The sequence below is a fragment of the Vibrio sp. Vb0937 genome (genome assembly GCF_033338855.1).
Genome location: NZ_JAWOTK010000003.1, coordinates 103,427 through 128,018, shown reverse-complemented (window position 1 = coordinate 128,018; position 24,592 = coordinate 103,427). Strand labels below are relative to the sequence as shown.

Genomic DNA, 24,592 nt, shown 5'->3' with positions numbered 1-24,592 from the left:
TTTTCCTTTATTAATCAAACTTATTACTACAAAAACGGTGACCATGCAGGCGCTCGAACACGCCCATTTGTTGCCGGTAATCTAGCTTTGAATCGACCATCAATTGACACCATCGATAGTACGTTTTTCTTGTTGTAAATCGAGCTATACACAACCATGCCACCGTTTGGGGCAATACTAGGAGACTCATCAAGCAAGGTCTTAGTTAAGACTTGAAGAGCACCAGTTTCCAAATCTTGTTTCGCCAAATTAAATCCTGCGTTGCTGCGGTTCACCATAACTAGGAATCGCCCATCAGGAGTAATCTGACCACCCAAATTTTGGCTGCCTTGCCAAGTCAAACGGTCAATAGAACCGCTGCCCAAATTTACTTGATAAATCTGTGGTTTACCACCCCTATCCGATGTGAAAATCAACGATTTTCCATCCGGATGCCAGAACGGTTCCGTATTATTTGATCTGCCACGCGTAATTTGCGTCAGCTTACGAGTGTTAAGGTCAAACGTATAAACATGAAGCGAGCCTGTTTTAGAAAGAACAATCGCTAACTTATTGCCATCTGGCGAAAATCTTGGCGCACCATTGTGACGTGGGTATGAAGTAATTTTCTCACGTTCACCGGTGTAGATGTTCATGATGAAGATTTCTGCTTGGCCATTTTGGAAGCTAACATACGCAAGCTTTTTACCATCTGGTGACCACGCTGGTGACATTAATGGTTGCTTAGAACGTAAAACCAGACGCTCATTGTAGCCATCGTAATCAGCGACTCGAAGTTGGTAAGGGAAACGGTCTTTATCGTTCACTACCACATATGCGATACGAGTCATGAAAGCGCCACGGTCGCCAGTTAACTGTTCATACACCAAATCAGAGATACGGTGAGCGTACTCACGCATACGAGGCCCTTGAACAGTGGCTACTTTATTGAACAGCACATGATCTTTTGACAGAACTAATTCACCGTCACTACCAAGCGCCTTACTCTTCCCACCTGTTAACTGACCACGCACAATATCAACAAGTTGATAGTTGATAACGTAGTCACCTTGGTCGTTTTGCTTGATTGAACCAGTCAATAGCGCATCCACACCTAAATTGGTCCAAGCATCAAAATTAACTTCTGATTCACTGAACGGTGTTTGTGGCATTTTGCTCGTTGGAACTGGGCTGAATTTACCACTACGTTGTAAATCCGAGGCGATAACAGCAGAAACATCCGTTGGAAGCGCTTGTGTGCCCTCCCACTTAAACGGAACAACAGCAATTGGTCGTGCTGAATCAATACCATCGGTAATGACCAACTCTAATGCGGCATTCGCCACATTTGTCATACTGCTAAACAGTACAAACATTCCTAGTAAAAGGCGTCTAATCACGTCTTATTCCTTTTAGTCCAAAGCAACAGTTATGTTGATGTCTTTTAGTCTTTCATTGACCGCTGATTCTGAAGATTTAGGGAACGTCCCTACCTGAGCTATTGCTCGCTTCGCCGCAGCACATACTCGAGTATCGCCACTCAAAACGGTAACACCAGAGACCATCATATCAGTTCCTGTCGGAATCAATTTGATGTTTACCCTACACTCCTTTCCCAGCAAGTAGTCATCCTTAATCAGCTTTTGCTGAATATTTTGAGTATAGATGGATGACATACGAGAAAGTTCGTCGTCAATAAATTGATTGCGCGCAGCACTGTTTTTACTGACCTCATCCTCGAGACCCGCAAAAATATCATCTAACGCGGCTTCTTGAGCTTTACGCTCACGCTCGGCACGCTCAGCTGCTTCTCTCGCTTTACGCTCTCGCTCCGCTGCCTCTTTTGCCGCTTTCTCTTTTGCAATGCGCTCTTGTTCAGCTTTTTCAGCAGCTTCACGCTCACGACGTGCTTTTTCTTCCGCTTCTTTTGCTGCTTTTTCACGAGCCAAACGTTCTTGCTCAGCTTTTGCTATAGCCGCTTCTTTTGCTAAACGCTCCTGCTCAGCTTTACGCACGGCTTCTTCTTTTTCCTTGCGCTCTTTTTCTAGCTTAGCAGCTCGCTCTTTTTCTTTGCGAACACGTTCTTCTTCCTGCTTGCGCTCTTGCTCTTTTTTCTTACGTGCAGCTTCTGCTTCTCGCGCCGCTTGAGCATCTTTCGCTTGCTGCTCTTTCAACTTGCGAATTTGCTCTTCTTCAGCTTTGCGGTTTTTTTCTAGCTGCTCTGCTTCGCGTCTCAGTTTATCAAGACGCTCTTGTTCTTTTTTCGCTGCCTTTTCGCGTTGCTGGCGAATTTCTTTCGCTTGTTGCTGCACAAGTTTTGGATCGATGACAACAGCTTGAACCATTTGCCCTGTAGGCTCTGGTTTAGACATGTTGAAGTCCGTCCCCCAAAGCAGGGCTGCAACTAGAATTGCATGCAAACCAACCGATATTGCTATCGGTTTGGCGTATTGGTTGGGTTTCTTCTTGTGATCTTTCATAGATAATTGATGTCTATTCCCTGATATCGGTCATTAGACCTACCTTAGGGATACCAGCTCGACTTAGTTCATCTAGCAATAGAACAACATCGGCATATGGTGTTGCCGCGTCGCCACCTACCGCAACTGGTGAATCCGGCTTAACCTCTCGCTCCGCTTTCACTCGCACAATAACATCTTGCAACGACAAACCTCGCTGAACTTCTTCATCATTTACGCTTAGGCCTAAATTACCCTCGCTATCAATTTCGATGATAATAAAGCTACTGTCAGTCTCGCCAGCAAGGTCTTGCATAGATTCTGCGGTCGATGTTTTCGGAAGATCAACGTCGACGCCTTGAGTCACAAATGGAGCGGTCGCCATAAAAATGATCAACAGTACGAGCATTACGTCGATATACGGAACAACGTTGATCTCCGCTGTCATTTTTCGCTTTTTAGGTTGATAACCCGCCATGCTTTATTCCTTATCCGCGCTGTCTCGGCCAGCCATCGCTTGACGATGAAGGATGCTGTGGAATTCTTCAGAAAATGTTGCGTAAGTGTGCTCTAGTTTACTCACTTTATTGCTTAGGCGGTTGTACGCCATTACCGCCGGAATAGCCGCAAATAGACCCATCGCTGTCGCGATAAGTGCCTCGGCGATACCCGGTGCAACCATAGACAGCGTAGCTTGCTTTACTTCACCCAGCGCAATAAAGGCGTGCATGATGCCCCAAACGGTACCAAATAGGCCGATATAAGGGCTTATAGAGCCGACTGTTGCCAAAAACGGTAAGCTTGTTTCTAGCTCATCTACTTCACGAGAAACAGCAACGCGCATTGCGCGGCCAGTGCCTTCCATGATGTAAGCTGGTGAATTTGCGTTGCTCTTACGTAGGCGAGCAAACTCTGTAAAACCTGCGTAGAAGATTTCTTCTGTGCCTTCAATTTCGTCTTTACGCGCTTTTACTTTTTGGTAAAGCTGAGAAAGATCAGTACCCGACCAAAATTTGTCTTCAAACTGCTCTGCATTTTTTGATGCTTGAGAAAGCACTTTGCTGCGCTTGATGATCATTGCCCATGACACAATTGACATGCCAAGCAACGTCAGCATCACAAGCTTTACCAACAGACTGGCCTGAAGAAAGAGATCTAAAATGGAAATATCAGCAGTCACTATTTGTTAGCTCCGAATTTATAAAGGTTGGAATAGCTATTGGTTTCATTTTCTTATTATCGATACATGCTACCTTAACCGAGGCCTTGCACAATATCTTGCCTTGATCATTGACCAACTCTTGACAGAATTGCAGAGAAGCACGTTTTATTTCTGACACTCGGGTTACGACTGTCAGATGCTCGTCCAGCCTAGCGCCTTGGTTGAAATCGATATCCATGTGTCGGACAACAAAGCCGATATTTTGTTCCAGTAACACATGTTGAGAAATGCCTTTAGCACGTAACATCTCTGTCCGTGCGCGCTCAAAGAATTTTAGATAATTAGAATGATATACAACACCGCCCGCATCAGTGTCTTCATAGTACACGGTGATCGGCCAGTGAAAGAGATTTGATGTGCCTTGCAAGGGAGTACCAATATATTCAATTCTTTAAAGTAATTACTATAACTGAAGCGACAGCAATTGGTACCGAGCTAAGGAAATATTTTTGAAATTTGTAGAAAAAATAAAAGCTAGGCGAGATACCTAGCTTTTATTCGATGATTTAGTAACCGACTTTATTACAGCATATTTCAGCCTAAATGAAATAAAGTGCCGTTAGATAAATTAAGATAGCTAACGAGAAATAAGGACTAAACAAAACTTGCCAGTACCAGTTTCTTGGCTTGAAGCCCACCCCATACACCATGCTTGAACATACAGACCAAATCAGTGCTGGTGCGATGATTGAGTTAAAACCACCAATTGCTTGATGGTAAGCTTCAGGGTCCCACATCACCAATCCTACGTGCATAAAGCCAAGGATGAGAGATAAGACTCGTAGCAGAGTCTTATCCATTGGTGCGTGAAGTTTCGCTACCTTATCAGCGAGGTTACTCACTGTCTTTATCCATCATTTCTGAGTGCTCTAGCCAAAGAGCGTTGATGATACCGAATGCACAAGCAAGTAGTACACCTAGAATCCATGCGAAATACCACATAGTAAATGCTCCTTAGTAAAGTGAGTTTTTGTTGTCTTCAATGTACTGGTCATCAAGGCGACCAAACATCTTGTAGTAAGTCCAAGATGTGTAACCAAGGATGATTGGCACCATAACAAACGCAACGCCTGTCATTAGGTTCAGAGTCAGCTCAGATGACGTTGCATCCCACATTGTTAAGCTGTGGCTTGGCATTAAGTCTGAAGGCATAATGAATGGGAACATCGCAAAACCTGCAGTAAAGATAACACCAGCAACACCCAAGCTTGAAGTAATGAACGAAATCGCACATTTTTCAAGACGAGATGCCAATACAGCGAGAAACGGCATTGCAACACCTAATACAGGAGCAGCCCATAGTAGTGGGTAGTTTTCAAAGTTCTTCATCCACGCACCAGCTTCACGGATAACCTCTTTGTTTAGAGGGTTAGAAGCAGCGTTAGTGTCGATACCGCCAACAATGACGTAGCCATCGATATTTTGGATCCAGAAACCAGCCGCTACAAACGCAGCAACCGTCAGTAAACCAGCCAACTGAGCAACGTTGCGCGCACGCACATGCACTTCGCCTGTTGTTTTCATTTGTAGCCAAGTAGAACCTTGCATCAAAATCATGAACAAGCTTACTAGACCACACAACAGTGCAAATGGGTTTAGTAGACCAAAGAATGAGCCATGGTATGTTGGCATCAAGAACTCACTCAATTGGAATGGTACACCTTGTAGAAGGTTGCCAAACGCTACACCAAAGATGATTGGCGGAACAAAACCACTGATTGAGATACAGATATCCCAGGTATTGCGCCATTTTGGATCTTCGATTTTAGAGCGGTAGTCTAGGCCCAGAGGACGAAGCCATAGCGCTGCTAGTGTCAAAATCATCGCTAAGTAAAAGCCTGAAAATGACGTTGCGTAAACCAAAGGCCAAGCTGCGAACAGTGCACCACCAGCAGTGATAAGCCAAACTTGGTTACCATCCCAGTGAGGAGCAATTGAGTTAATCATGACACGGCGTTGCGTGTCGTTTTTACCGATAATAGGTACAAGCGCGCCTACACCCATATCGAAGCCGTCTGTTACTGCAAAACCAACTAGTAGAACACCGATTAGTACCCACCAGATGAGTCGCAAGATTTCGTAATCAAACATCTTGTTATCTCCTTACCTTACGCTTCTACTTGGCGACTAACTTTGTCTTCAACAGAGTCAGCATTTTGCTCGAAGTGGTAGCGACCCGTTTTCAGGCTACTTGGACCTTTACGAGCGAATTTCAACATTAGGTAAACTTCTGCAATCAGGAATACCGTGTATAGCGCCAGAATTGCGAAGAGTGAAGTCCAGATTTCACCTGCAGTTAGTGCAGAAGCTGCAACATGCACTGGTAAAATTTCACCTACAGCCCAAGGTTGACGGCCGTACTCAGCGACGAACCAACCCGCTTCAATTGCAATCCAAGGTAGTGGAATGCTAAATAGTGCAGCTTTTAGAATCCATTGTTTCTGCTCAATCTTCTGACGACACGTTTGGATAAACGCCGCACCAAAGACAAACAACATGATGAAGCCACAAGCAACCATGATACGGAATGACCAGAATAGCGGCCATACTGTTGGGATTGAGTCGTCCGCAGCAGCTTGGATTTGCTCTTCTGTTGCATCAACAACATTGTCTGTGTAGCGTTTTAGAAGTAGACCGTAACCTAGGTCACCTTTCACTTCATCAAACGCAGTCATGTTTTCTTCTGACTTATCGCCCGCACGAAGCTTCTCTAGAAGTTCATAAGCGTACATGCCGTCACGAATACGATCGACGTGTTCATCACGTAAATCACGAAGACCTGTTACTTGCTCATCAAAAGAACGTGTCGCGATAATACCCATTACGTAAGGGATCTTAATTGCGTAATCGGTATGCATCGTTTCCTGGTTAGGAACACCAAATAATGTAAATGCGGCAGGTGCAGGTTCAGTGTGCCACTCTGCTTCAATTGCAGCGAGTTTCACTTTTTGAACTTCACCAAGCTCGTAGCCAGATTCGTCACCAAGAACGATGGTAGATAAGATAGCAGCAATACCGAAAGATGCAGCGATAGCAAATGAACGACGAGCAAACGCAATGTCACGACCTTTTAATAGGTAGTATGAACTGATGCCTAGAATAAACATTGCGCCACAAGTGTAACCAGAAGCAACCGTATGCACGAACTTAACCTGAGCTACTGGGTTTAGTACAACCTCAGAGAAGCTCACCATTTCCATTCGCATGGTTTCGAAGTTGAAATCTGCGCCTACTGGGTTTTGCATCCAGCCGTTTGCGATAAGAATCCAAAGAGCAGAGAAGTTAGAGCCTAGTGCCACAAGCCAGGTAACCGCTAAGTGTTGGCGTTTAGATAGACGATCCCACCCGAAGAAGAATAGACCAACAAAAGTTGACTCCAGGAAGAATGCGACAAGTGCTTCGATCGCTAGCGGTGCACCGAAGATATCACCTACATAGTGGGAGTAGTAAGACCAGTTCGTACCAAACTGGAACTCCATGGTAAGGCCTGTCGCCACACCAAGTGCAAAGTTAATACCGAATAGCTTACCCCAGAACTTGGTCATGTCCTTATAGATTTGCTTGTTCGTCATTACGTACATCGATTCCATAATGGCCAGAAGGAAGGCCATACCAAGGGTCAATGGTACGAATAGGAAGTGATACATCGCTGTCAGTGCAAACTGCAACCGCGATAGATCAACTACGTCAATCATGGTAACTCCTATGTGTCGGCTGAATGACACTCTCTACATATTGCAATCCATATTCAGGTGTTATTTACACTTGAAAAATGTTGAATTATCACAACTCATTGTTGCAAAAATGTGCTTCATTGGTTAGTTAATTGTTAAGCATCAGCTAATATAGCTGGGGCTAATATTACTTGTAAAAACAGATTGTTTCAAAAGGTTTATAGCCGTAACGCGCTTTGATATACATCAATGTTTATGCGCGGAATTTGCACAAAAATCCATCACATTGATCTAGATCAACTAGTATTGGATACGGATGTTAAGAGAGAGTAATCAGGAGAGAAATTAACCAGTTGCAAGCAAACATCGAGTTAACAATCAATGCTTTTTACTTACTAAACCAGTATGAGAAAAAATTCAAAAAATGTGAGTTTGGTCAACTTTAATGAAGCGCTGGGCAACAAAGGCCCAGCGAGGGAATCTTATTTTTCAATTCCGAAATGCAAATACGCACGATCTGTCGCGATTCTTCCACGCGGAGTGCGTTGTAAATAACCTTGCTGAATAAGATAAGGCTCAAGAACGTCTTCAATAGTGTCCTTTTCTTCACCTATCGCCGCTGCCATGTTGTCGAGCCCGACCGGACCACCACCAAATTTTTCCATAATCGCGAGTAGTAGCTTACGGTCCATGTAATCGAAGCCTTCGGCGTCCACATCAAGCATATTCAACGCCTTATCGGCAACATCGGCACAAATGTGACCATTGCCTTTTACTTCCGCATAATCACGAACACGGCGTAGCAAACGGTTAGCAATACGTGGTGTGCCACGCGCACGTCTTGCCACTTCCAATGCACCTTCAGGTTCCATTGATAAACCTAAACAATCCGCGCTTCGCTGCACGATATCTTGGAGGTCTTTTATCTTATAAAACTCAAGGCGCTGAGTAATACCAAAGCGGTCGCGCAATGGTGACGTTAAAGAGCCCGCTCGGGTCGTCGCACCAATTAACGTAAACGGTGGTAAATCGATCTTAATAGAACGAGCGGCCGGACCTTCACCGATCATAATATCCAGTTGATAATCTTCCATCGCCGGATATAGCACCTCTTCAACCATCGGACTCAAGCGGTGAATCTCATCGATGAACAACACATCGTTTTCTTCAAGGTTGGTTAACAGCGCGGCCAAATCGCCTGCTTTCTCAAGTACAGGGCCTGAAGTAGTGCGAATGTTCACTTCCATTTCATTGGCAACGATATTCGCAAGTGTGGTTTTACCCAAACCTGGGGGACCAAAAATCAAAAGGTGATCAAGTGCTTCGCTACGTAACTGAGCAGCTTTAATGAAGATCTCCATTTGGTCACGGACATGGTCCTGACCTTGGTAATCCGCTAATTTTTTTGGCCGAATAGCACGATCAATGACATCTTCATCACGAAAGGCAGGGTTTTCTGGCGCGATTAAACGATCGGCTTCAATCATCTTTTTACCTTGAAAAATGGTTACCTGAGAGAATAATGCCGCTCGTTTAACAGCAAGTGGCATATTTCTATATCTCGTCATCCTGTACAGCGACGAAGAAGCGTGATACAGGATCTTCTATCCGAGCGATTTATGGTCAAATTGTTTCATTAACCGCTCAGCGTGCTGCTATTAGATTCCCAGTCTCGCCAGGCTCGCTGGAATGACATAAAAAACATCGTTAAGCGATTGGTATTAACCTTAGAGAATGAGTTATCTTGAACAAATGTTCACTGTGCAACCAGCGTTACACCATTGATTTTAGAGCTTCACGGATCATTTGCTCACTGCTCATGTCCGGTTTAGCGATCTGAGATACCACTTTCGACGCTTGAGTCGGCTTGTAACCTAGAGCTAGAAGCGCACTGATTGCTTCTTCTTCCGCGTTGTTGGATGTCGCACTAGGATCCGCAGGAGCAGCATCCGTAAATGGTGTAAATAAATCGCCAGCGCCCCACCCTTTCAAGCGGTCTTTCATTTCAACAACCAATCGCTCTGCGGTTTTCTTGCCAACGCCTGGAAGCTTAACCAGCGTAGAAACGTCTTCATGTTCCACACAAGTAACAAATTGCGTTGCTGTCATACCAGAGAGAATACCAAGACCGAGTTTAGGACCAACGCCATTGGCTTTGATCACTTCACGGAAAAGTGCTCGTTCTTTTACTGTGTTGAAACCGTATAGCAATTGCGCATCTTCACGGACAACAAAGTGAGTATAAATAATGGCTTCTTCGCCAACATTTGGCAGTTCGTAAAAACAGCTCATTGGCATCTGGACTTCATAGCCAATGCCATTAACTTCAATTAATACTTCAGGTGGTTGCTTTTCAATCAGTATGCCACGAAGACGTCCAATCACTATAAATACTCTTTGGAAATGAATTTGCGACAGGATAATAAAGAACTGGATAGACATCCAGTCAATTTTAACGGTAGCGCCCTTTTCTGGCACTGGTTGCTTTGCCCGCTAACGCAACGAGAGTCTTGTTAGTATTGGCATGACAAATCGCCACACCTAAAGCATCGGCCGCATCCGCTTGAGGCTTGGCGGGCAATTTAAGCATCTGCTGAACCATATGCTGAACTTGCGCTTTGTCCGCGCCACCAGTGCCGACGACAGCTTGCTTAATAAGACGAGCCGCGTATTCAAATACCGGCAACTCCGCATTCACCGCAGCAACAATTGCACTGCCACGAGCTTGGCCAAGTTTTAGCGCTGAATCCGCGTTTTTGGCCATAAACACTTGCTCGATCGCGAAAACGTCCGGTTGAAACTGGGTAATGATTTCCGTGACGCCTGCATAAATCTGTTTAAGCCGACCCGGAAGTTCTTTTTCTGAAGTACGAATGCAGCCACTACCAAGGTATTGCAAGTGGCGCCCATTTTGACGAATGACCCCATAGCCGGTAATGCGCGAACCTGGGTCAATGCCCAAAATAATTGACATGAATGTTCCTAAAAATGAGGCCTAATTCGGCCTCAGTCTTTTTATTATTACTTGCTAACTTCGGAGCAAATACCGCTCCCGACACCTTGAGTTTAATCTAGCGTAGCCGCAACGTCGTCAGAGATATCACCATTGTGATAAACCTCTTGAACGTCGTCCAGATCTTCCAAAGCGTCAATCAAACGAAGTAGTTTTGGCGCAGTATCCGCGTCCAAATCTGCTTTCGTAGATGGGATCAGCGACACCTCAGCGTTCTCTGCCTCAAACCCTGCGGCATCAAGAGCATCTTTTACGAGTCCAAAATCGCCTGGGGCCGTGTAGACATCAATCGAGCCATCTTCTGCCGTTTCAATGTCATCAGCACCACTTTCTAATGCTACTTCCATTACCGCATCCTCATCTAAACCTGGGCCATATGAAATCACGCCTTTCTTGTCGAAAAGATAGTTGACGCTACCATCCGTCCCCAGATTGCCGCCTGACTTTGAGAATGCATGGCGTACGCCAGATACCGTACGATTTCGGTTATCCGTCATACATTCGACCATGACCGCCGTACCACCTGGACCATAACCTTCATAGATCACGGTTTCCATGTTGTCGTCGCCTTCACCACCAGCACCTCGGCTGACAGCGCGGTTGACAGTGTCACGTGTCATGTTGTTAGACAGTGCTTTATCAATTGCTGCTCGCAAACGTGGGTTATTTTCTGGCTCACCGCCCCCCTCTTTTGCCGCAACAACGATTTCACGGATTAATTTAGTAAAGATTTTGCCGCGCTTCGCATCTTGCGCTGCTTTACGGTGACGAATATTCGCCCATTTACTATGACCAGCCATAATTCACCTTTTAATGTATTTTGACGCTTAATAACAAAACATGTTCTAAAAAGCGTTGCTTGGGAAATTGCTTTGGAAGTTTCTTGGGTTTATTTAAACAAAAACTCCCGCAGTTGCGGGAGTTTTCTTAAAATGTTGTGCGCTTATTCTGCGTCTTTTTCTTTCGCTGCAGTTACTGCGATTGCTAGCTCTTCTAGCGCTGCTGGGTTCGCAATACTTGGTGCGTCTGTTAGTAGACACGCCGCTGCTGTTGTTTTAGGGAACGCGATAACATCACGGATGTTCTCTGTGCCACATAGCAGCATTACTAGACGGTCTAGACCAAATGCAAGACCAGCATGTGGAGGCGTACCGAATTTCAGCGCATCAAGCAGGAAGCCGAACTTAAGCTGTTGCTCTTCAGGTGTGATGCCTAGAATATCAAATACGGCTTCTTGCATATCTGCGTTGTGGATACGAACGGAGCCGCCGCCCACTTCGTAGCCATTTAGAACCATATCGTAAGCGTTAGAATTTGCCGCAGCAGGGTTTGCTTTTAGCTCTTCTGCAGTCACACCTAGAGGCGATGTGAATGGGTGGTGCATCGCGTGTAGGTTGCCTTCGTCATCTTCTTCGAACATTGGGAAGTCAACAACCCATAGTGGAGCCCATGCAGACTCATCCGTTAGCTCTAGGTCTTTACCTAGTTTCAAACGTAGCGCACCCATTGCTTCTGCAACGATGCCCGCTTTATCAGCGCCAAATAGGATAATGTCACCAGATTCCGCTTGAGTACGATCTAGAATGCCGTTGATCACGTCTTCATTTAGGAACTTAGCGACTGGAGATTGGATACCTTCCATGCCCGCTGCACGGTCATTAACCTTCATCCAAGCTAGACCTTTCGCACCGTAGATGCCAACGAATTCACCGTAGCCATCAATTTGCTTACGAGTCAGAGAAGCGCCACCTGGAACGCGAATAACGGCAACGCGGCCTTTTTCGTCGTTTGCTGGACCTGAGAATACTTTGAACTCAACGTCTTTTACTAGGTCAGCAACGTCTACTAGTTCCAGTGGGTTACGTAGGTCTGGCTTGTCCGAACCGAAACGACGAATCGCTTCGCTGAACGGCATTACTGGGAATTCACCTAGGTCAACGTTTAGTAGCTCTTGCCACATTTCACGAACCATTTTCTCAGTCGTTGCACGAACTTGGTCAGCCGTCATGAATGACGTTTCGATATCGATCTGAGTGAATTCTGGTTGACGGTCAGCACGCAAGTCTTCATCACGGAAACACTTAACGATTTGGTAGTAACGGTCAAAACCAGACATCATTAGAAGTTGTTTGAATAGCTGTGGAGACTGAGGAAGCGCGTAGAAGCTGCCTTTGTGAACACGGCTAGGTACTAGGTAGTCACGAGCGCCTTCTGGAGTCGCTTTTGTTAGTACTGGCGTTTCGATGTCTAGGAAGCCGTTGTCATCTAGGAAACGACGAACAAAGCTAGACGCTTTAGCACGTAGCTTGATGCGGTCGCTCATTTCAGGACGACGTAGATCTAGGTAACGGTACTTCAGGCGTTGCTCTTCAGAGTTCTTTTGGTTGAAATCTAGAGGCAGAACATCAGAACGGTTGATGATTTCAAGACCTTTCGCAAGGATCTCGACTTCACCTGTTGCCATGTCTTTGTTTGCTTGGCTCTCTGGGCGAACGCGCACTTCACCCGTTAGTTTGATACAGAATTCATTACGAAGTGTGTTCGCCACTTCATACGCATCCGCCATATCTGGATCAACAACTACCTGAACGATACCTTCGCGATCTCGCATATCAATAAAAATAAGACCGCCTAAATCACGACGACGGTTAACCCAGCCGCAAAGTTCTACAGTTTGTCCTGCAAGGGACTTGTTCAGGTGACCACAGTAATGGGTACGCATAATGAAATTCCCAATCTCTCAAATGTTGTTAACTACGCTCTGTCAGCCTCATTGCTAAGCAGAGTAAAGATTCAGTTATACGCTGAATGTCCACGAAAATCGACTACTCAACATACAATTACGTGTGTTTTATCATTCACTGGTGCTTTTTAGTACAACAAATGTTCAAAAGCGCACCAAAGCGAAAAAATTGGGGAGGATTATAGCGTGAAATTACCTATTTCAGCAAAACTCTCGTAAAGTATTCACACGAGTAGCAAGCAGTAAAGAATAATGGATAACTTACCTCTTCGACTTGGATTGACGATGTGGTCGCACAATCAATGGCAACAAAGTTTTTACGGCAGCGGGACAAAGCCCGCTGAACGTTTAGAAAGGTATGCGCAAGTGTTTCATACCGTGGAAGGCAACACGACATTTTATGCCACACCGACGCTCAATACAGTGCAAAACTGGAGAGCCGCAACCCACGATGATTTTCGCTTTACTTTCAAACTTCCTAAAGCCATCACTCATGAGCAAATGCTAAGAGGTTGCAGCGAACAACTGAGAGACTTCATGAAGGTCATGGAGCCTTTGCATGACCGTGTGGGCCAATGGACAATTCAATTACCAGCCGCATTTGGTCCTGAGCACCTTGATCGACTGAAAAAGTTCTGTGCGAGCTTTCCACCTAGCTTCCCTCTCGGTGTTGAGGTTCGCCATATGGCATTTTTCTCCAAAGGCGAAGAAGAGCGAGCACTTAACCAATGGTTAGTAGAGAATAATATTGACCGCATTATTATGGATAGCCGCCCAGTCTTTGCCGCTAAGCCCGACAATGAGGCGATTATTGATGCACAAATGAAAAAACCACGAGTCCCTGTTCACGCCATTGCTACCGCTTCACACCCTTTGATTCGCTTTATTGGTCATCCAGAAGAACAGCAAAACTACGAGTTTTTTAAACCATGGCTCAGCAAGTTGCCACAATGGATTGCCGAAGGTAAGCAGCCATATGTCATGATCCATACTGCAGACAATATAATTGCGCCAGAGTTGGCCGCAAACCTATATAAAGATATACAAAAGCGTATCACGCTCCCTGAGTTAGCACCTTTCCCAGCTGACGATGGCAACTCGCAGTTACAGATGTTCTAACGCAACACATGACAGAGGCGCGAAATTCCCATAAAATACGCGCCTTTTTTGGTGCCTGACATTTTCAGGCGGCTTGTATGCAGAGACTTAGTTATGAACCCTAAGAGCAATCCAGATACTATTTTTTCGGCTCCAATCGATAAAATTGGGGATTTCACGTTCGATGAACGCGTAGCGGAAGTATTTCCTGACATGATTCAACGATCGGTACCGGGTTACAGCAATATCATTTCTGCAATCGGTATGCTGGCAGAGCGTTTTGTAAAACCTCACTCAAACATCTATGACCTTGGCTGTTCTTTGGGTGCTGCAACATTGTCTATGCGTCGCCATATCAAACAAGAAGGCTGCCAAATCATCGCAGTGGACAACTCTCCTGCGATGGTTGAGCGTTGTAAACTTCACGTCAACGCTTACCGCAGTGACACTCCTGTGGATGTAGTAGAAGCAGACATTCGCAATATCGAAATTGAAAACGCGTCAGTGGTGGTGTTGAACTTCACTTTGCAATTCCTCTCTCCAGAAGATCGTTACTCCTTGCTCGAAAAAATTTACGCAGGCCTTCGTCCGGGCGGCATTTTGATTCTATCTGAGAAATTCGTCTTCGAAGATGAAGTGTCGAACGAACTGTTAATTGACCTTCACCACGACTTTAAACGTGCGAATGGTTATAGCGAACTAGAAATCAGCCAAAAGCGCAGCGCGATAGAAAACGTAATGCGCCCAGATTCAAAGAAAGAACATAAAGAGCGTTTCGCTAAAATTGGCTTTTCTAGCTACGATGTTTGGTTCCAATGCTTTAACTTCGGCTCCATGTTCGCGATTAAATAGACCATGCATACAAAGCCTGAACTATACCGATTTCGGCTTTTGTTAATAATTTATACCCATCAACTCAGCGATTAACTAACTATGTTTAACTTTGCAAATTTCTACCAATTGATTGCCCAAGACACTCGTCTTCAACCTTGGCTTAATGTGCTTCCGCAACAGCTAACGGATTGGCAAAATGCAGAGCACGGTGACTTTGGTCGCTGGTTGAAAGCCCTGAACAAAATCCCAGCGGGTAGACCGGACAACATCGACATTGTTGATTCTGTCACGATTTCAAACAATGAGCCCATGCCTCAAGGGGAACTTAAAAAGCTAGAAAGCTTACTTCGTACATTCCATCCTTGGCGCAAAGGCCCATACAACGTACACGGCATCCATATTGATACTGAGTGGCGCAGTGATTGGAAATGGGACCGCGTGCTTCCGCATATTTCACCATTAAAGAATCGCAGCGTACTCGATGTTGGTTGTGGTAACGGCTACCACATGTGGCGCATGCTAGGCGAAGGTGCACGCTTAACTGTCGGTATCGATCCATCTCACCTGTTTCTAATTCAGTTCGAAGCAATTCGTAAACTAATGGGCGATGACCAACGTGCGCACCTATTGCCATTGGGCATTGAACAGCTACCTAAGTTAGAAGCGTTCGATACGGTATTCAGCATGGGCGTTCTTTACCATCGCCGCTCGCCTCTCGATCATTTAGTGCAACTAAAAGATCAATTGGTATCTGGTGGTGAACTCGTATTGGAAACACTCGTTATTGAAGGTGATGAGAATGCAGTACTGGTCCCGACTTCTCGTTACGCGCAAATGCGTAATGTCTATTTCTTCCCTTCAGCAAAAGCCCTAAAAGTGTGGTTAGAATTGGTCGGTTTTGAAGATGTTCGTATCGTTGATGAAAACATCACATCCGTAGATGAACAACGTACCACAGATTGGATGACGCATAACTCTCTACCTGACTACTTAGATCCGAACGACCCAAGCAAGACTGTAGAAGGCTACCCTGCCCCTCGCCGCGCGGTTCTTGTCGCTCGCAAATCATAATTCGCTGAGATTCCTGACATTGTCTTAACTCATTTTACGAGTTAAGACATTACCCTCTTTCCTCGTAATGAGCGAGTTTGTTTTTTGAATCCATTTGTCACGTCAAAATATAAGCACGCTCTAAATAAGGATGCGCTTTTATGTCCTTGATTTTTGGCTTTTCATCACTATTCCTCAAACAATAAGTAATAGAGAAACATTCTTACTTGTGAGGCTTTATCGATATAAGCTAAACTCCTAAAAAATAAACAACTTAATCCAATCCCAAGGTTTTCAATGTTATTACGATTGACCCCGATTGTTGCCATCGCCTTACTATCTGGATGCTCACTAACCAAAGGCGAACAGTACCACCAAGAAACGTTAGCGGCGATTCAAAATTCAGAAGCGAATGTCAATAATCGCATTACCAACCTAGAGCTACAGCTCAGCAACCAATCGGACTATATCGACAGCCTTGAAGAACAAGTCGATAAACTACAGGTTGAACTTCTTACATTTCGCGATGAAGCAATGGCAGAAGTAAAAAAACCGAAAGAGCCGATTATTGTCCAATCTCCCGCTCCTGTGGAACCAACCCCAACTCACGATATTGTCCTTGGCTCTATCGAAAAGGTCACGGTAGAGTCGATTAAGCAAACTTTTGATGCACGTATCGACACTGGTGCTGCGACGTCGTCTTTAAATGCCGTTGATATTGAAGAGTTCGAAAGAAATGGCAAAAAATGGGTCCGATTCCACTTAGCAGACACCAGTAAATCCGAAGAAGAGAAAAGTACTTGGATCGAAGCTCCTGTCATTCGCTACGTCAAAATCCGCCAGGTTACCAGTGAAGAGTTAGAACGCCGCGCTGTGGTAGAACTTTGGGTGCGCGTTGGAAAAATTCATGAAAAAGCGCAATTTACGTTGGCAGATCGCTCACATATGAACCATCCTATTTTACTGGGTAGAGAATTTATGCGCGACATAGCACTTGTCGATGTAAGTCGTACCTATATCCAAACGGACGAAGATAAAAAATAATAAGGTAGATTATGACGTCAAAAATACCGTTTTACCTTTCTATCATCTTATTGGTGATTGCGGGCATTGCTCTGAGTGTTTTCAGACATGAAAACTACGGCGTGCCTTGGACGCCAGGCGAAACTCGCCAGGTGTGGGATGTAGAAGCTCGTATTGAGTTCAATGCTAACGGCAACGAAGTAAAAGCGTCACTTGCAGCACCTCATACGCAAAGTGGTTACACACTTATCGGTGAATCTGCTTCTTCATCAGGTTATGGCGTTTCCTACATCAATGACGATTCAGGCCGTCGTGCAGAATGGTCAATTCGCCAAGCTCAAGGGCCACAAACCATATACTACAAAGCCCAGTTCTTAGTAGACCCTCAGGCTAAAGTCACTCCGTTACCGCCAACGGAAGACATTACGCCACCAACGCTATCAGCACCACAAGCAGCAGCGGCAAATGCCCTTATCGAACGTGCGATGAGTCGCTCAGCCGATAATGTGACGTTTACTCGTGAGCTTATCAAAGCGCTTAATGACCCTGATAGCCAAAACTCGTCGCTACTACTGAACGATTTCAGCCGTACTGATGCACTGCATAACATTTTGCTTACCGCAGGTATACAGAGCAAAACCGTCGGTGTTATCGAACTAGAAGATGGTCGTCGACGCCAAACAATTCAACCAATGGTTCAGGTTTGGTCAGGTAAAGATTGGGTACTGTTTTCGCCAAAATCCGAACAAAAAGCAGTGAAACCCAACTTGTTAGTGTGGGATGAATCAAACGTATCCTTACTTGACCTTGTTGGTGGTAAAAATAGCCAAGTGCATTTCTCGATGATTAAGCAAGAAATGACACCACAACAAGCTACAAACAACAAAATAGAAGCAGATGGATTACTGAATATTTCAATTCATAGCCTACCTTTGGAAGAGCAAGCGATGTTCAAAACCATCATGCTCATCCCTATTGGTGCTCTGATCGTTGTGTTCTTGCGTGTGATTATCGGCCTGAAAACATCCGGTACCTTTATGCCTGTGTTGATTGCCGTTGCTTTTGTTCAAACTCAACTATTAACGGGTATTGTCGGTTTCTTGCTAATTGTAGGTACAGGCCTGATTATTCGAAGCTATTTGTCTAGGTTGAACTTATTGCTGGTAGCAAGGATATCTGCGGTCATTATTACCGTTATTATGATCATCTCGGTGTTCACCGTTGTTGCGTTTAAAATGGGCTTAACAGAAGGCCTAACAATTACCTTCTTCCCTATGATCATCTTGTCTTGGACGATTGAACGTATGTCAATCCTATGGGAAGAAGAAGGTGCGAAGGAAGTTGCTCTGCAAGGTGGTGGTTCATTGCTGACAGCGGTATTAGTTTACCTTGCAATGACGAACTCATACATTCAACACTTAACCTTTAACTTCATTGGTCTACAGTTGATTGTTCTGGCCGGTATTCTATTACTAGGTACTTACACCGGTTACCGCCTCACTGAGCTACGACGCTTCAAACCACTAGCGGAGGACTAAACGATGTTCGAAAGTTTTACTTCGCCGTCTAAGCTTCGCCATAAAGGCATTATGGGGATGAACAAGCGTAACCACAGCTATATTGGCCGTTACAATGATCGTTCTAAATACCCACTTGTCGATGACAAGCTAAAGACCAAAATTATTGCACAGGCAGCAGGAGCAACAGTTCCTGCCCTGATCGGTGTCATTCATAACCAAGCTGAAGTTAAGACTATCCACAAAATGGTTGAGAACTGGCCTGGTTTTGTAATCAAACCTGCACAAGGTAGTGGCGGTAAAGGCATTCTGGTTGTTACGTCTCACAAAAACGGGGTATATACCAAACCCTCCGGCTCTACAATTGGTAGGGATGAGGTCGAGCGTCACATTAGTAATGCGCTTGCTGGCCTTTTCTCTCTTGGTGGTAAAAATGACGTTGCTGTGGTTGAAAACTTAATCAAGTTTGATGACTGTTTTGATGGCTTCAGTTATGAAGGCGTACCAGATGTTCGGATCATCGTATTTAAAGGTTATCCAGTTATGGCGATGATGCGCTGTTCTACAGCGGCTTCCGACGGCAAAGCAAACCTTCACCAAGGTGCGGTAGGAGTAGGCATTGACATCGCGACAGGTAAAGCCGTCAGAGCGGTGCAGTTCGATCATCCAGTGACTCATCACCCTGATACAGGTAAAGACCTTTCGACCCTTCAAGTACCGCATTGGGAGCGCTTGCTGGAGCTTGCGTCAAGTGCCTGGGAAATGACAGGTTTGGGATACATGGGTACGGATATGGTGCTGGATAAAGATGAAGGGCCTATGGTTTTAGAGCTTAACGCTCGCCCTGGTCTGGCAATCCAAATCGCTAATGGTGCAGGCTTGCTTCCTCGTTTGAAACACATAGAGAGCCTTGGCACACCTGCTGAGTATCCAAAACCGATTGAACGCGTCGCTTACGCGGCAGAGCAGTTCGGTGTGAAGCCGTTGTTCTAACCCTTCGACATAATGTTCGTTATTACTCGCCAGTAATTGTCATGATTACTGGCGTTTTTGTTCCCGCATCCAAAAACCTTGCACTTGCTCTCCTTATTAAACACATCCTTCTCATATATAAGTTGAATCAATGATCGAGCTAACAAAATCAACATAGATCGTTTCTTTTCTACTTTGCCTTTTGAGTATGATGAGAGCTCCCCTTACTCAACTTGAGAGGTTGGGAAATGCTAATAAAAGAAACAAATAATGATGAACCAGAGCTTGAAGAACAAGAGAGCTTAGACCAACACCTACAACGCTTGTCTGAGCTTTCTGTCCAAGCACTTGAAGAGCTTGCTGAAATGATCGAAGTCAGGGACGATATTCCAGAGGAATAAACGTCGCTTCCTCATTAAGTTCCGCTAATAAGCCGAGACTGCCGTCCTACAGTCTCGGCTTGTCTTATGTTGTTCGAAGCCTGCCTCGCAAACAGATACAAAAACGCCCGCGTTCATTGCGAGCGTTTTGTTAGATTCGAAGTTTACGATTCAAACTCTTCAATCATCTCTTGTGCTTCAGTCTTAGGCTTATCCGTTTGACCAAAACCACGCAGACCAACCACGTGTACGTGTTCGTGATCTTTAAACACCTTACGCACCAGTTTGTAGGTCGTACCTTTCTCTGGGCTGATGTTTTCAGGCGCCGCGATAAGAAGCTGCATATCCAGACGGTCACACAATTCGAACAATGTCGCGATCGATTTCGCATCCAGACGCGCTGCTTCATCCAAGAAAAGCAAACGACAAGGCACAATGTCTTTGCTGCGTAGACGACGAGACTCTTCTTCCCAGCTTTGAACAACCATCAGAAGGATTGACTGACCGGTACCGATCGCTTCACCTGTTGATAGCGCGCCAGACTCTGCTTGTAGCCAACCGTCTGTACCACGGTTCACTTCTACACTTAGCTCTAGGTAGTTACGGTAATCCAGTAGCTCTTCACCCAGAACCTGAGGAGAACGTTGACCCATATCGATATGTGGGTTCACGCGTTGGAACAGTTTCGCCATTGCTTCAGAGAAGGTAAAGCGAGTCGATTCAAACAGATCTTTATGCTGCTCTTGCTGTGTCGCTAGTCCGTTCAGTAGCACTTCGTGACTTTCACGAATCTTCACGTTTAGACGTACGCCCTTCACCTGACCAAACGAGATGTTCGACAAACCTTGGTTCAGCATACGAATACGGTTTTGCTCACGCTGAATCGTCTTCTTAATGATGCTCGCTACTGACTCAGAGCTGATCGCTAAGCGGTTTTCACGTTGCGTTAGCTCTTCCGTTAGACGCGCCAGCTCGACTTCCATCTCTTCGATCGCTTCTACTGGATCATCAGTACGGATGATATCCTGACGAATACGTTCACGAAGATGTTGGTAAACCGCAATGTAGAACAGAACTTTACGCTCTGGGCGAGCGTTGTCTTCTGATAGACGCAGCGCATCACGCAGGTCGTCATTGTTCGCAACCGCTAGACGCAGCGCACCCAGTGATTTATCCGACATCGAACGCAGTTCATCCGCTGACATGTAAGCCAGTTCACGCTTGTGTAGACGACGCTCAACATCGTTCTCACGCGCCAAACGAAGTACTGAACACCAGCCGGCTTTCGCTGCAACAACAAAGGTACGCAGCTCAACGTATTCTTTCTGAACTTTCTTCAGACGTTTCGCCAAGCCTTTCATCTCGAGTTCAGTAGAGGTGATCGTGCGCTCGTATTCGCTCTTACGGCTGCGAGACGTGTGTAGACGCTCGTGCAATTCGTCACGACGACGCATTGCGCGCTCTTCTGCACCTTCGTCAGCGTTCACGCCAAACTCTTGAAGCTCTTGTTTGAACTCTTGAACCGTTTCCAGTTTCGCTTGGTGTGAACTCTTCAATGAAGCTAATACTTGGTTGTATTGGTTCATTTGACCTTGCGATTGCTTCAACTCTTCACGAGAGCGTGTACGCATTTGTTCAGCTTGAACCAGTTTAGCTTTTAGCTGCTCGCTCAGTTCGCTGCTCTTGTTCAGTAGGTCTACTGAATCTGAGTAAGCGAAGTAGTGACGACGTTCAACGAGATCCGAGAGTGCAAAGATTTGCTTCTTAAGATCTTGTAGCCGCTCGTCTGCCGCTTTGTATTCTGCTTCTAGTGCATCGAATTGCTCTGGGTCAGCATCAAGCGCAGACGCAATATTCTCTAATTGCGCGACGGCTTTTGCATGGTTGCTTAAGAAGTTCTTCGCCTCTGCAAGCTGAGCGATTTTCTCTTCTAGCTCATCAAAACGCGCTTGCAATGACTCATCTTCAACAAGCACCATGTGTGACGCTAGCTTGTCCAGAGAAGACAACGCTTGCTTGCTGGTTTGAAGCTGAGAACGTTGTTGTTGCTCTTTCGCATCCAGATCCGCCAGCACGCGAGCAATTTGGTTACGCTTATCACGAATAGTTGCCAGTGCTTGTTCTGGATCGGCGTCAAAAGCAACCTGAATGTGGTTAGACACAAATAGGTTAAACGCTTGGTACAAGCGCTGCATTTTCTGAGAATCAAACGCCGCTTTTGCGTGTTTCTCTACCACTTCTTCTCGTTCGTTACGCAGCAACTCTAGACGCTGCTCACGTGCCGCACGGCCAAACAATGGGATCTCAGGCAAGCGAGAGTAACGCATTTGGCGATCGTTCATACGAACGCAAACCGCGCCCTCTAACTCTTCTGCATCGAACGAGCTGTCATCAAAGGCATCGATGTCACCTTCAATGATGTACAAGTCTTCTGGACAGTCGTCTAGCTCTACCAGTTTCTCTTCGATGCCTGACAAGTCAGAAACAACGATAGCGTGACGAGCCGGACCGTACATCGCACTGAAGTAAGGCGCGTCATCAATCGTGATGTCATCGTAGATCTCAGACAGCAATACACCGCCCAGCGTATCTGCCAAACCTTTCAGGCGAGGGTCATTTGAACCACCAGGAGAAGCAAGACGCTCAATCTCAGAGTCTAGCTGGCTACGGCGCTCAGCAAGCTTATCTTTAGCTAAAGACAACTCCCTTTCTTGTTCAAGGACAACTTGCATGTGGTTCATTACCGCATGGCGATCATCAAGCTCTTCACCGCTCTGCTCTCTCAGTTTCTCTAGCGCATCGTTCGCCGCAATCCAAGCTGGTGCTATTGCTTCAAGCTTACTGATTTCTGCCACCGCGTTTTGCTCTAGACGGCGCTGTTCACCACGCTGATCACGAACTTCTTCTTGAGCTATCTCTAGTGATTCGATTTGCGTCGCATGACGTTCACGTTCTTGTTCAAACGTAACCTCATCGGTTAGTTCAACGTGATATTGCTTTTTGTATTCAGCAACCAGTTCACGTGCTTGACGCTGCTGGTTAAGGCTGCGTTCGAGATCACGGTGTTGTGCTCGCCATTGTTGTTCGTTTTGTGCAATTTGTTGTGACTCACGCGCTTTCGCAATTGCAGTTTTCGCATGCTCAGACGCGTCTTTGCGCTCAACTTGACCAACGATGCTTTGTACCAGTTTAAGCGCGGTTTCAAACTGCTCTGCCGCTGCAGAAGACATGTCCAGTTTGTGCTTAACCGATAGCAACGCATTGGTGCTTTCTGATTCTTTGCTCTTAAGCTCAGAGACAAGCGCTTGAGCCGATTCCGCCGTTAGGCTGTCATCGCCAAGTAGCTGCTTCGCTTTCTCCAGCGCTTGAACTGCTTGTTGATATTGAAGGGCGCGAGTTTGCTGAACGTCAAGAGCTTGCTGGTAATCAGCAAGTTGCGTCTTAAGGCTATCCACCTCTTCTTCTGCAACGGTCGCTTGCTCTTCTACCATCATCACGCGTTCTTGCGCTTCTTCCACGACCATCATTTGTTCTTCAAGACGCTCACTTAGCTCTTCAAGATCTTCTTGGTAGCGTTCGATCTTCTCTTGCTGGCGCAGTGCGTTTTGCACCAGTTGCAAGTGATCCGAAGCCGCTTGGTAATCTTGCTCTAGCGCCGATTCCGACTCGATCAACAGTTCCAGCTCTTCTTGAACGCGATTAAGCAGATTGTTTTGCTCAATCAAGGTCTCGCGAGAACCAAATAACTCTGAACGCAAAGACAATGTCTGTTCTAGTTTTTTACGGCGCTCGTTGGCATGGCGCATATAGTCCGCGGCCACGTAGTTGGTCGACTCTGTAATCAAGTGTTTGAACAAGTCACGATCTGCTTGCGTGGTTTTGATCGCTTCTAGCGTCATGCGGTTTTCACGCAGTGCCGATTCCATATCTTGGAACGCTTTTTTCACGCCGCCGTTTTGTGGCAAAAGGTAGTCACGTAGCGAGCGCGTAATCGCACTTGAGATACCACCGTAAAGCGATGCTTCGATCAGGCGGTAGAATTTAGAACGGTCACCAGAGTTACGCAGTTTCTTCGGAATCACACCGAATTCAAACATTTGTGCGTGGTAATCCACGATAGAAGAGAACGCTTTGAACTGAACGCCTTCAAATTCCGCGATCGATTCTTTTACTTCGTTGATTTGACGTACACGAGCTTGAGTCGCAGATACGCTTTCAACCAAAATATCCGTTGGTTTCACATGGCTTGGAAGACCTTGGATCACAAACGGTTTGATGTCTACTTTCTTATCACGACCCGCAACTTGCTGCAGTTTTACTGCAAACAATAGGCGTTGGTTACGTGAGTTCACCACGTCTAGCGCCGCATAACATGCGCCCGGCTGTAGCTTACCGTACAAACCTTTGTCGCGAGACGATTGGCTGCTGCCTGCTTCTGTCGTGTTACGGAAGTGCAGCAGCGTTTGGTCAGGAATCAATGCGGTGATGAACGCCGCCATTGTGGTTGATTTACCTGCACCGTTACCACCTGATAGCGTGGTGACCAGACCATCGATGTCAAACGTACGGGCAAAGAAGCCGTTCCAGTTGACCATGGTCAGCGATTGGTATTTACCGCGTTCAATCAT

General features: G+C 45.7%; 22 protein-coding genes. 7 read left to right on the top strand and 15 right to left on the bottom strand.

Going from position 1 to position 24,592, the window contains the following annotated elements:
• Nucleotides 1-26 precede the first annotated feature (26 nt).
• The 14 genes from tolB to aspS form a co-directional block, all read right to left on the bottom strand.
• Nucleotides 27-1,379, bottom strand: a complete 1,353-nt coding sequence (gene tolB, locus R7P67_RS07450; protein WP_005387925.1) for a Tol-Pal system beta propeller repeat protein TolB — start codon at nt 1,377-1,379, stop codon at nt 27-29.
• Nucleotides 1,380-1,391: 12 nt separating this feature from the next.
• Nucleotides 1,392-2,459 (bottom strand): cell envelope integrity protein TolA, encoded by a 1,068-nt coding sequence (gene tolA, locus R7P67_RS07445; protein WP_042522108.1) that lies wholly within the window; start codon nt 2,457-2,459, stop codon nt 1,392-1,394.
• 13 nt (nt 2,460-2,472) lie between these two features.
• A complete protein-coding gene (locus R7P67_RS07440; RefSeq protein ID WP_005378298.1) occupies nt 2,473-2,916 on the bottom strand; it encodes an ExbD/TolR family protein in 444 nt (147 codons plus the stop codon).
• Nucleotides 2,917-2,919: 3 nt separating this feature from the next.
• Entirely contained in the window at nt 2,920-3,618 is a 699-nt protein-coding gene (gene tolQ, locus R7P67_RS07435; protein ID WP_005378301.1) for a protein TolQ, read from the bottom strand.
• Complete coding sequence (gene ybgC / locus R7P67_RS07430) at nt 3,608-4,027, bottom strand: tol-pal system-associated acyl-CoA thioesterase (RefSeq protein WP_017820044.1); 420 nt, start codon at nt 4,025-4,027, stop codon at nt 3,608-3,610. Before ybgC ends, tolQ begins: the two co-directional genes overlap by 11 nt.
• Before the next feature lie 172 nt (nt 4,028-4,199).
• Nucleotides 4,200-4,502, bottom strand: a complete 303-nt coding sequence (ybgE, locus tag R7P67_RS07425) for a cyd operon protein YbgE (protein ID WP_005378304.1) — start codon at nt 4,500-4,502, stop codon at nt 4,200-4,202.
• Nucleotides 4,495-4,602 carry a cytochrome bd-I oxidase subunit CydX gene (gene cydX / locus R7P67_RS07420; protein WP_000270284.1) on the bottom strand — a complete coding sequence of 36 codons (108 nt, stop codon included), beginning with the start codon at nt 4,600-4,602 and terminating at the stop codon, nt 4,495-4,497. The genes ybgE and cydX overlap by 8 nt, the downstream gene beginning before the upstream one ends.
• Nucleotides 4,603-4,614: 12 nt before the next feature.
• Nucleotides 4,615-5,751 carry a cytochrome d ubiquinol oxidase subunit II gene (cydB, locus tag R7P67_RS07415; RefSeq protein WP_005378310.1) on the bottom strand — a complete coding sequence of 379 codons (1,137 nt, stop codon included), beginning with the start codon at nt 5,749-5,751 and terminating at the stop codon, nt 4,615-4,617.
• A 17-nt stretch (nt 5,752-5,768) separates the two neighbouring features.
• Nucleotides 5,769-7,355 (bottom strand): cytochrome ubiquinol oxidase subunit I, encoded by a 1,587-nt coding sequence (cydA, locus tag R7P67_RS07410; protein WP_005378311.1) that lies wholly within the window; start codon nt 7,353-7,355, stop codon nt 5,769-5,771.
• Between the two features lie 461 nt (nt 7,356-7,816).
• Nucleotides 7,817-8,821, bottom strand: coding sequence for a Holliday junction branch migration DNA helicase RuvB (ruvB, locus tag R7P67_RS07405; protein ID WP_005378312.1), 1,005 nt, complete (start codon nt 8,819-8,821; stop codon nt 7,817-7,819).
• Between the two features lie 286 nt (nt 8,822-9,107).
• Nucleotides 9,108-9,719: a Holliday junction branch migration protein RuvA gene (gene ruvA / locus R7P67_RS07400; protein WP_262652525.1), complete on the bottom strand. Its 612-nt coding sequence runs from the start codon at nt 9,717-9,719 to the stop codon at nt 9,108-9,110.
• Nucleotides 9,720-9,786: 67 nt separating this feature from the next.
• On the bottom strand, nt 9,787-10,308 hold the full coding sequence (gene ruvC / locus R7P67_RS07395; protein WP_005387909.1) for a crossover junction endodeoxyribonuclease RuvC: 522 nt from the start codon (nt 10,306-10,308) through the stop codon (nt 9,787-9,789).
• 92 nt (nt 10,309-10,400) lie between these two features.
• Nucleotides 10,401-11,147 carry a YebC/PmpR family DNA-binding transcriptional regulator gene (locus tag R7P67_RS07390; protein WP_005378402.1) on the bottom strand — a complete coding sequence of 249 codons (747 nt, stop codon included), beginning with the start codon at nt 11,145-11,147 and terminating at the stop codon, nt 10,401-10,403.
• Nucleotides 11,148-11,290: 143 nt separating this feature from the next.
• Nucleotides 11,291-13,069: an aspartate--tRNA ligase gene (aspS, locus tag R7P67_RS07385; protein ID WP_005378401.1), complete on the bottom strand. Its 1,779-nt coding sequence runs from the start codon at nt 13,067-13,069 to the stop codon at nt 11,291-11,293.
• A 273-nt stretch (nt 13,070-13,342) separates the two neighbouring features.
• On the opposite strand from aspS, the gene R7P67_RS07380 reads away from it, so the two are divergent.
• From R7P67_RS07380 to R7P67_RS07350, 7 genes are all read left to right on the top strand, one after another.
• Nucleotides 13,343-14,209, top strand: a complete 867-nt coding sequence (locus R7P67_RS07380; RefSeq protein ID WP_047100838.1) for a DUF72 domain-containing protein — start codon at nt 13,343-13,345, stop codon at nt 14,207-14,209.
• Between the two features lie 93 nt (nt 14,210-14,302).
• On the top strand, nt 14,303-15,040 hold the full coding sequence (cmoA, locus tag R7P67_RS07375; RefSeq protein ID WP_017635063.1) for a carboxy-S-adenosyl-L-methionine synthase CmoA: 738 nt from the start codon (nt 14,303-14,305) through the stop codon (nt 15,038-15,040).
• Nucleotides 15,041-15,121: 81 nt separating this feature from the next.
• On the top strand, nt 15,122-16,093 hold the full coding sequence (cmoB, locus tag R7P67_RS07370; RefSeq protein ID WP_017820038.1) for a tRNA 5-methoxyuridine(34)/uridine 5-oxyacetic acid(34) synthase CmoB: 972 nt from the start codon (nt 15,122-15,124) through the stop codon (nt 16,091-16,093).
• Nucleotides 16,094-16,369: 276 nt separating this feature from the next.
• Nucleotides 16,370-17,116, top strand: coding sequence for an ATP-dependent zinc protease (locus tag R7P67_RS07365; protein ID WP_005378391.1), 747 nt, complete (start codon nt 16,370-16,372; stop codon nt 17,114-17,116).
• An 11-nt stretch (nt 17,117-17,127) separates the two neighbouring features.
• Entirely contained in the window at nt 17,128-18,633 is a 1,506-nt protein-coding gene (locus R7P67_RS07360) for an inactive transglutaminase family protein (RefSeq protein WP_005378389.1), read from the top strand.
• A 3-nt stretch (nt 18,634-18,636) separates the two neighbouring features.
• Nucleotides 18,637-19,605 carry an alpha-L-glutamate ligase-like protein gene (locus R7P67_RS07355; RefSeq protein ID WP_005378387.1) on the top strand — a complete coding sequence of 323 codons (969 nt, stop codon included), beginning with the start codon at nt 18,637-18,639 and terminating at the stop codon, nt 19,603-19,605.
• Nucleotides 19,606-19,832: 227 nt separating this feature from the next.
• The gene (locus R7P67_RS07350; RefSeq protein ID WP_005378381.1) at nt 19,833-19,985 is read left to right on the top strand and encodes a hypothetical protein; all 153 of its coding nucleotides are present in this window, start codon (nt 19,833-19,835) and stop codon (nt 19,983-19,985) included.
• A gap of 143 nt (nt 19,986-20,128) precedes the next feature.
• On the opposite strand, the gene mukB is transcribed toward R7P67_RS07350, so the two are convergent.
• Nucleotides 20,129-24,592, bottom strand: coding sequence for a chromosome partition protein MukB (gene mukB / locus R7P67_RS07345; RefSeq protein ID WP_042522158.1), 4,464 nt, complete (start codon nt 24,590-24,592; stop codon nt 20,129-20,131).

Coding starts and splice junctions, on each gene's coding strand:
- tolA (WP_042522108.1), bottom strand. CDS start 2,459: ATGAAAGATCACAAGAAGAAACCCAACCAATACGCCAAACCGATAGCA.
- R7P67_RS07440 (WP_005378298.1), bottom strand. CDS start 2,916: ATGGCGGGTTATCAACCTAAAAAGCGAAAAATGACAGCGGAGATCAAC.
- cydX (WP_000270284.1), bottom strand. CDS start 4,602: ATGTGGTATTTCGCATGGATTCTAGGTGTACTACTTGCTTGTGCATTC.
- cydB (WP_005378310.1), bottom strand. CDS start 5,751: ATGTTTGATTACGAAATCTTGCGACTCATCTGGTGGGTACTAATCGGT.
- cydA (WP_005378311.1), bottom strand. CDS start 7,355: ATGATTGACGTAGTTGATCTATCGCGGTTGCAGTTTGCACTGACAGCG.
- ruvB (WP_005378312.1), bottom strand. CDS start 8,821: ATGATTGAAGCCGATCGTTTAATCGCGCCAGAAAACCCTGCCTTTCGT.
- ruvC (WP_005387909.1), bottom strand. CDS start 10,308: ATGTCAATTATTTTGGGCATTGACCCAGGTTCGCGCATTACCGGCTAT.
- R7P67_RS07390 (WP_005378402.1), bottom strand. CDS start 11,147: ATGGCTGGTCATAGTAAATGGGCGAATATTCGTCACCGTAAAGCAGCG.
- aspS (WP_005378401.1), bottom strand. CDS start 13,069: ATGCGTACCCATTACTGTGGTCACCTGAACAAGTCCCTTGCAGGACAA.
- R7P67_RS07380 (WP_047100838.1), top strand. CDS start 13,343: ATGGATAACTTACCTCTTCGACTTGGATTGACGATGTGGTCGCACAAT.
- cmoA (WP_017635063.1), top strand. CDS start 14,303: ATGAACCCTAAGAGCAATCCAGATACTATTTTTTCGGCTCCAATCGAT.
- cmoB (WP_017820038.1), top strand. CDS start 15,122: ATGTTTAACTTTGCAAATTTCTACCAATTGATTGCCCAAGACACTCGT.
- R7P67_RS07365 (WP_005378391.1), top strand. CDS start 16,370: ATGTTATTACGATTGACCCCGATTGTTGCCATCGCCTTACTATCTGGA.
- R7P67_RS07360 (WP_005378389.1), top strand. CDS start 17,128: ATGACGTCAAAAATACCGTTTTACCTTTCTATCATCTTATTGGTGATT.
- R7P67_RS07355 (WP_005378387.1), top strand. CDS start 18,637: ATGTTCGAAAGTTTTACTTCGCCGTCTAAGCTTCGCCATAAAGGCATT.
- R7P67_RS07350 (WP_005378381.1), top strand. CDS start 19,833: ATGCTAATAAAAGAAACAAATAATGATGAACCAGAGCTTGAAGAACAA.
- mukB (WP_042522158.1), bottom strand. CDS start 24,592: ATGATTGAACGCGGTAAATACCAATCGCTGACCATGGTCAACTGGAAC.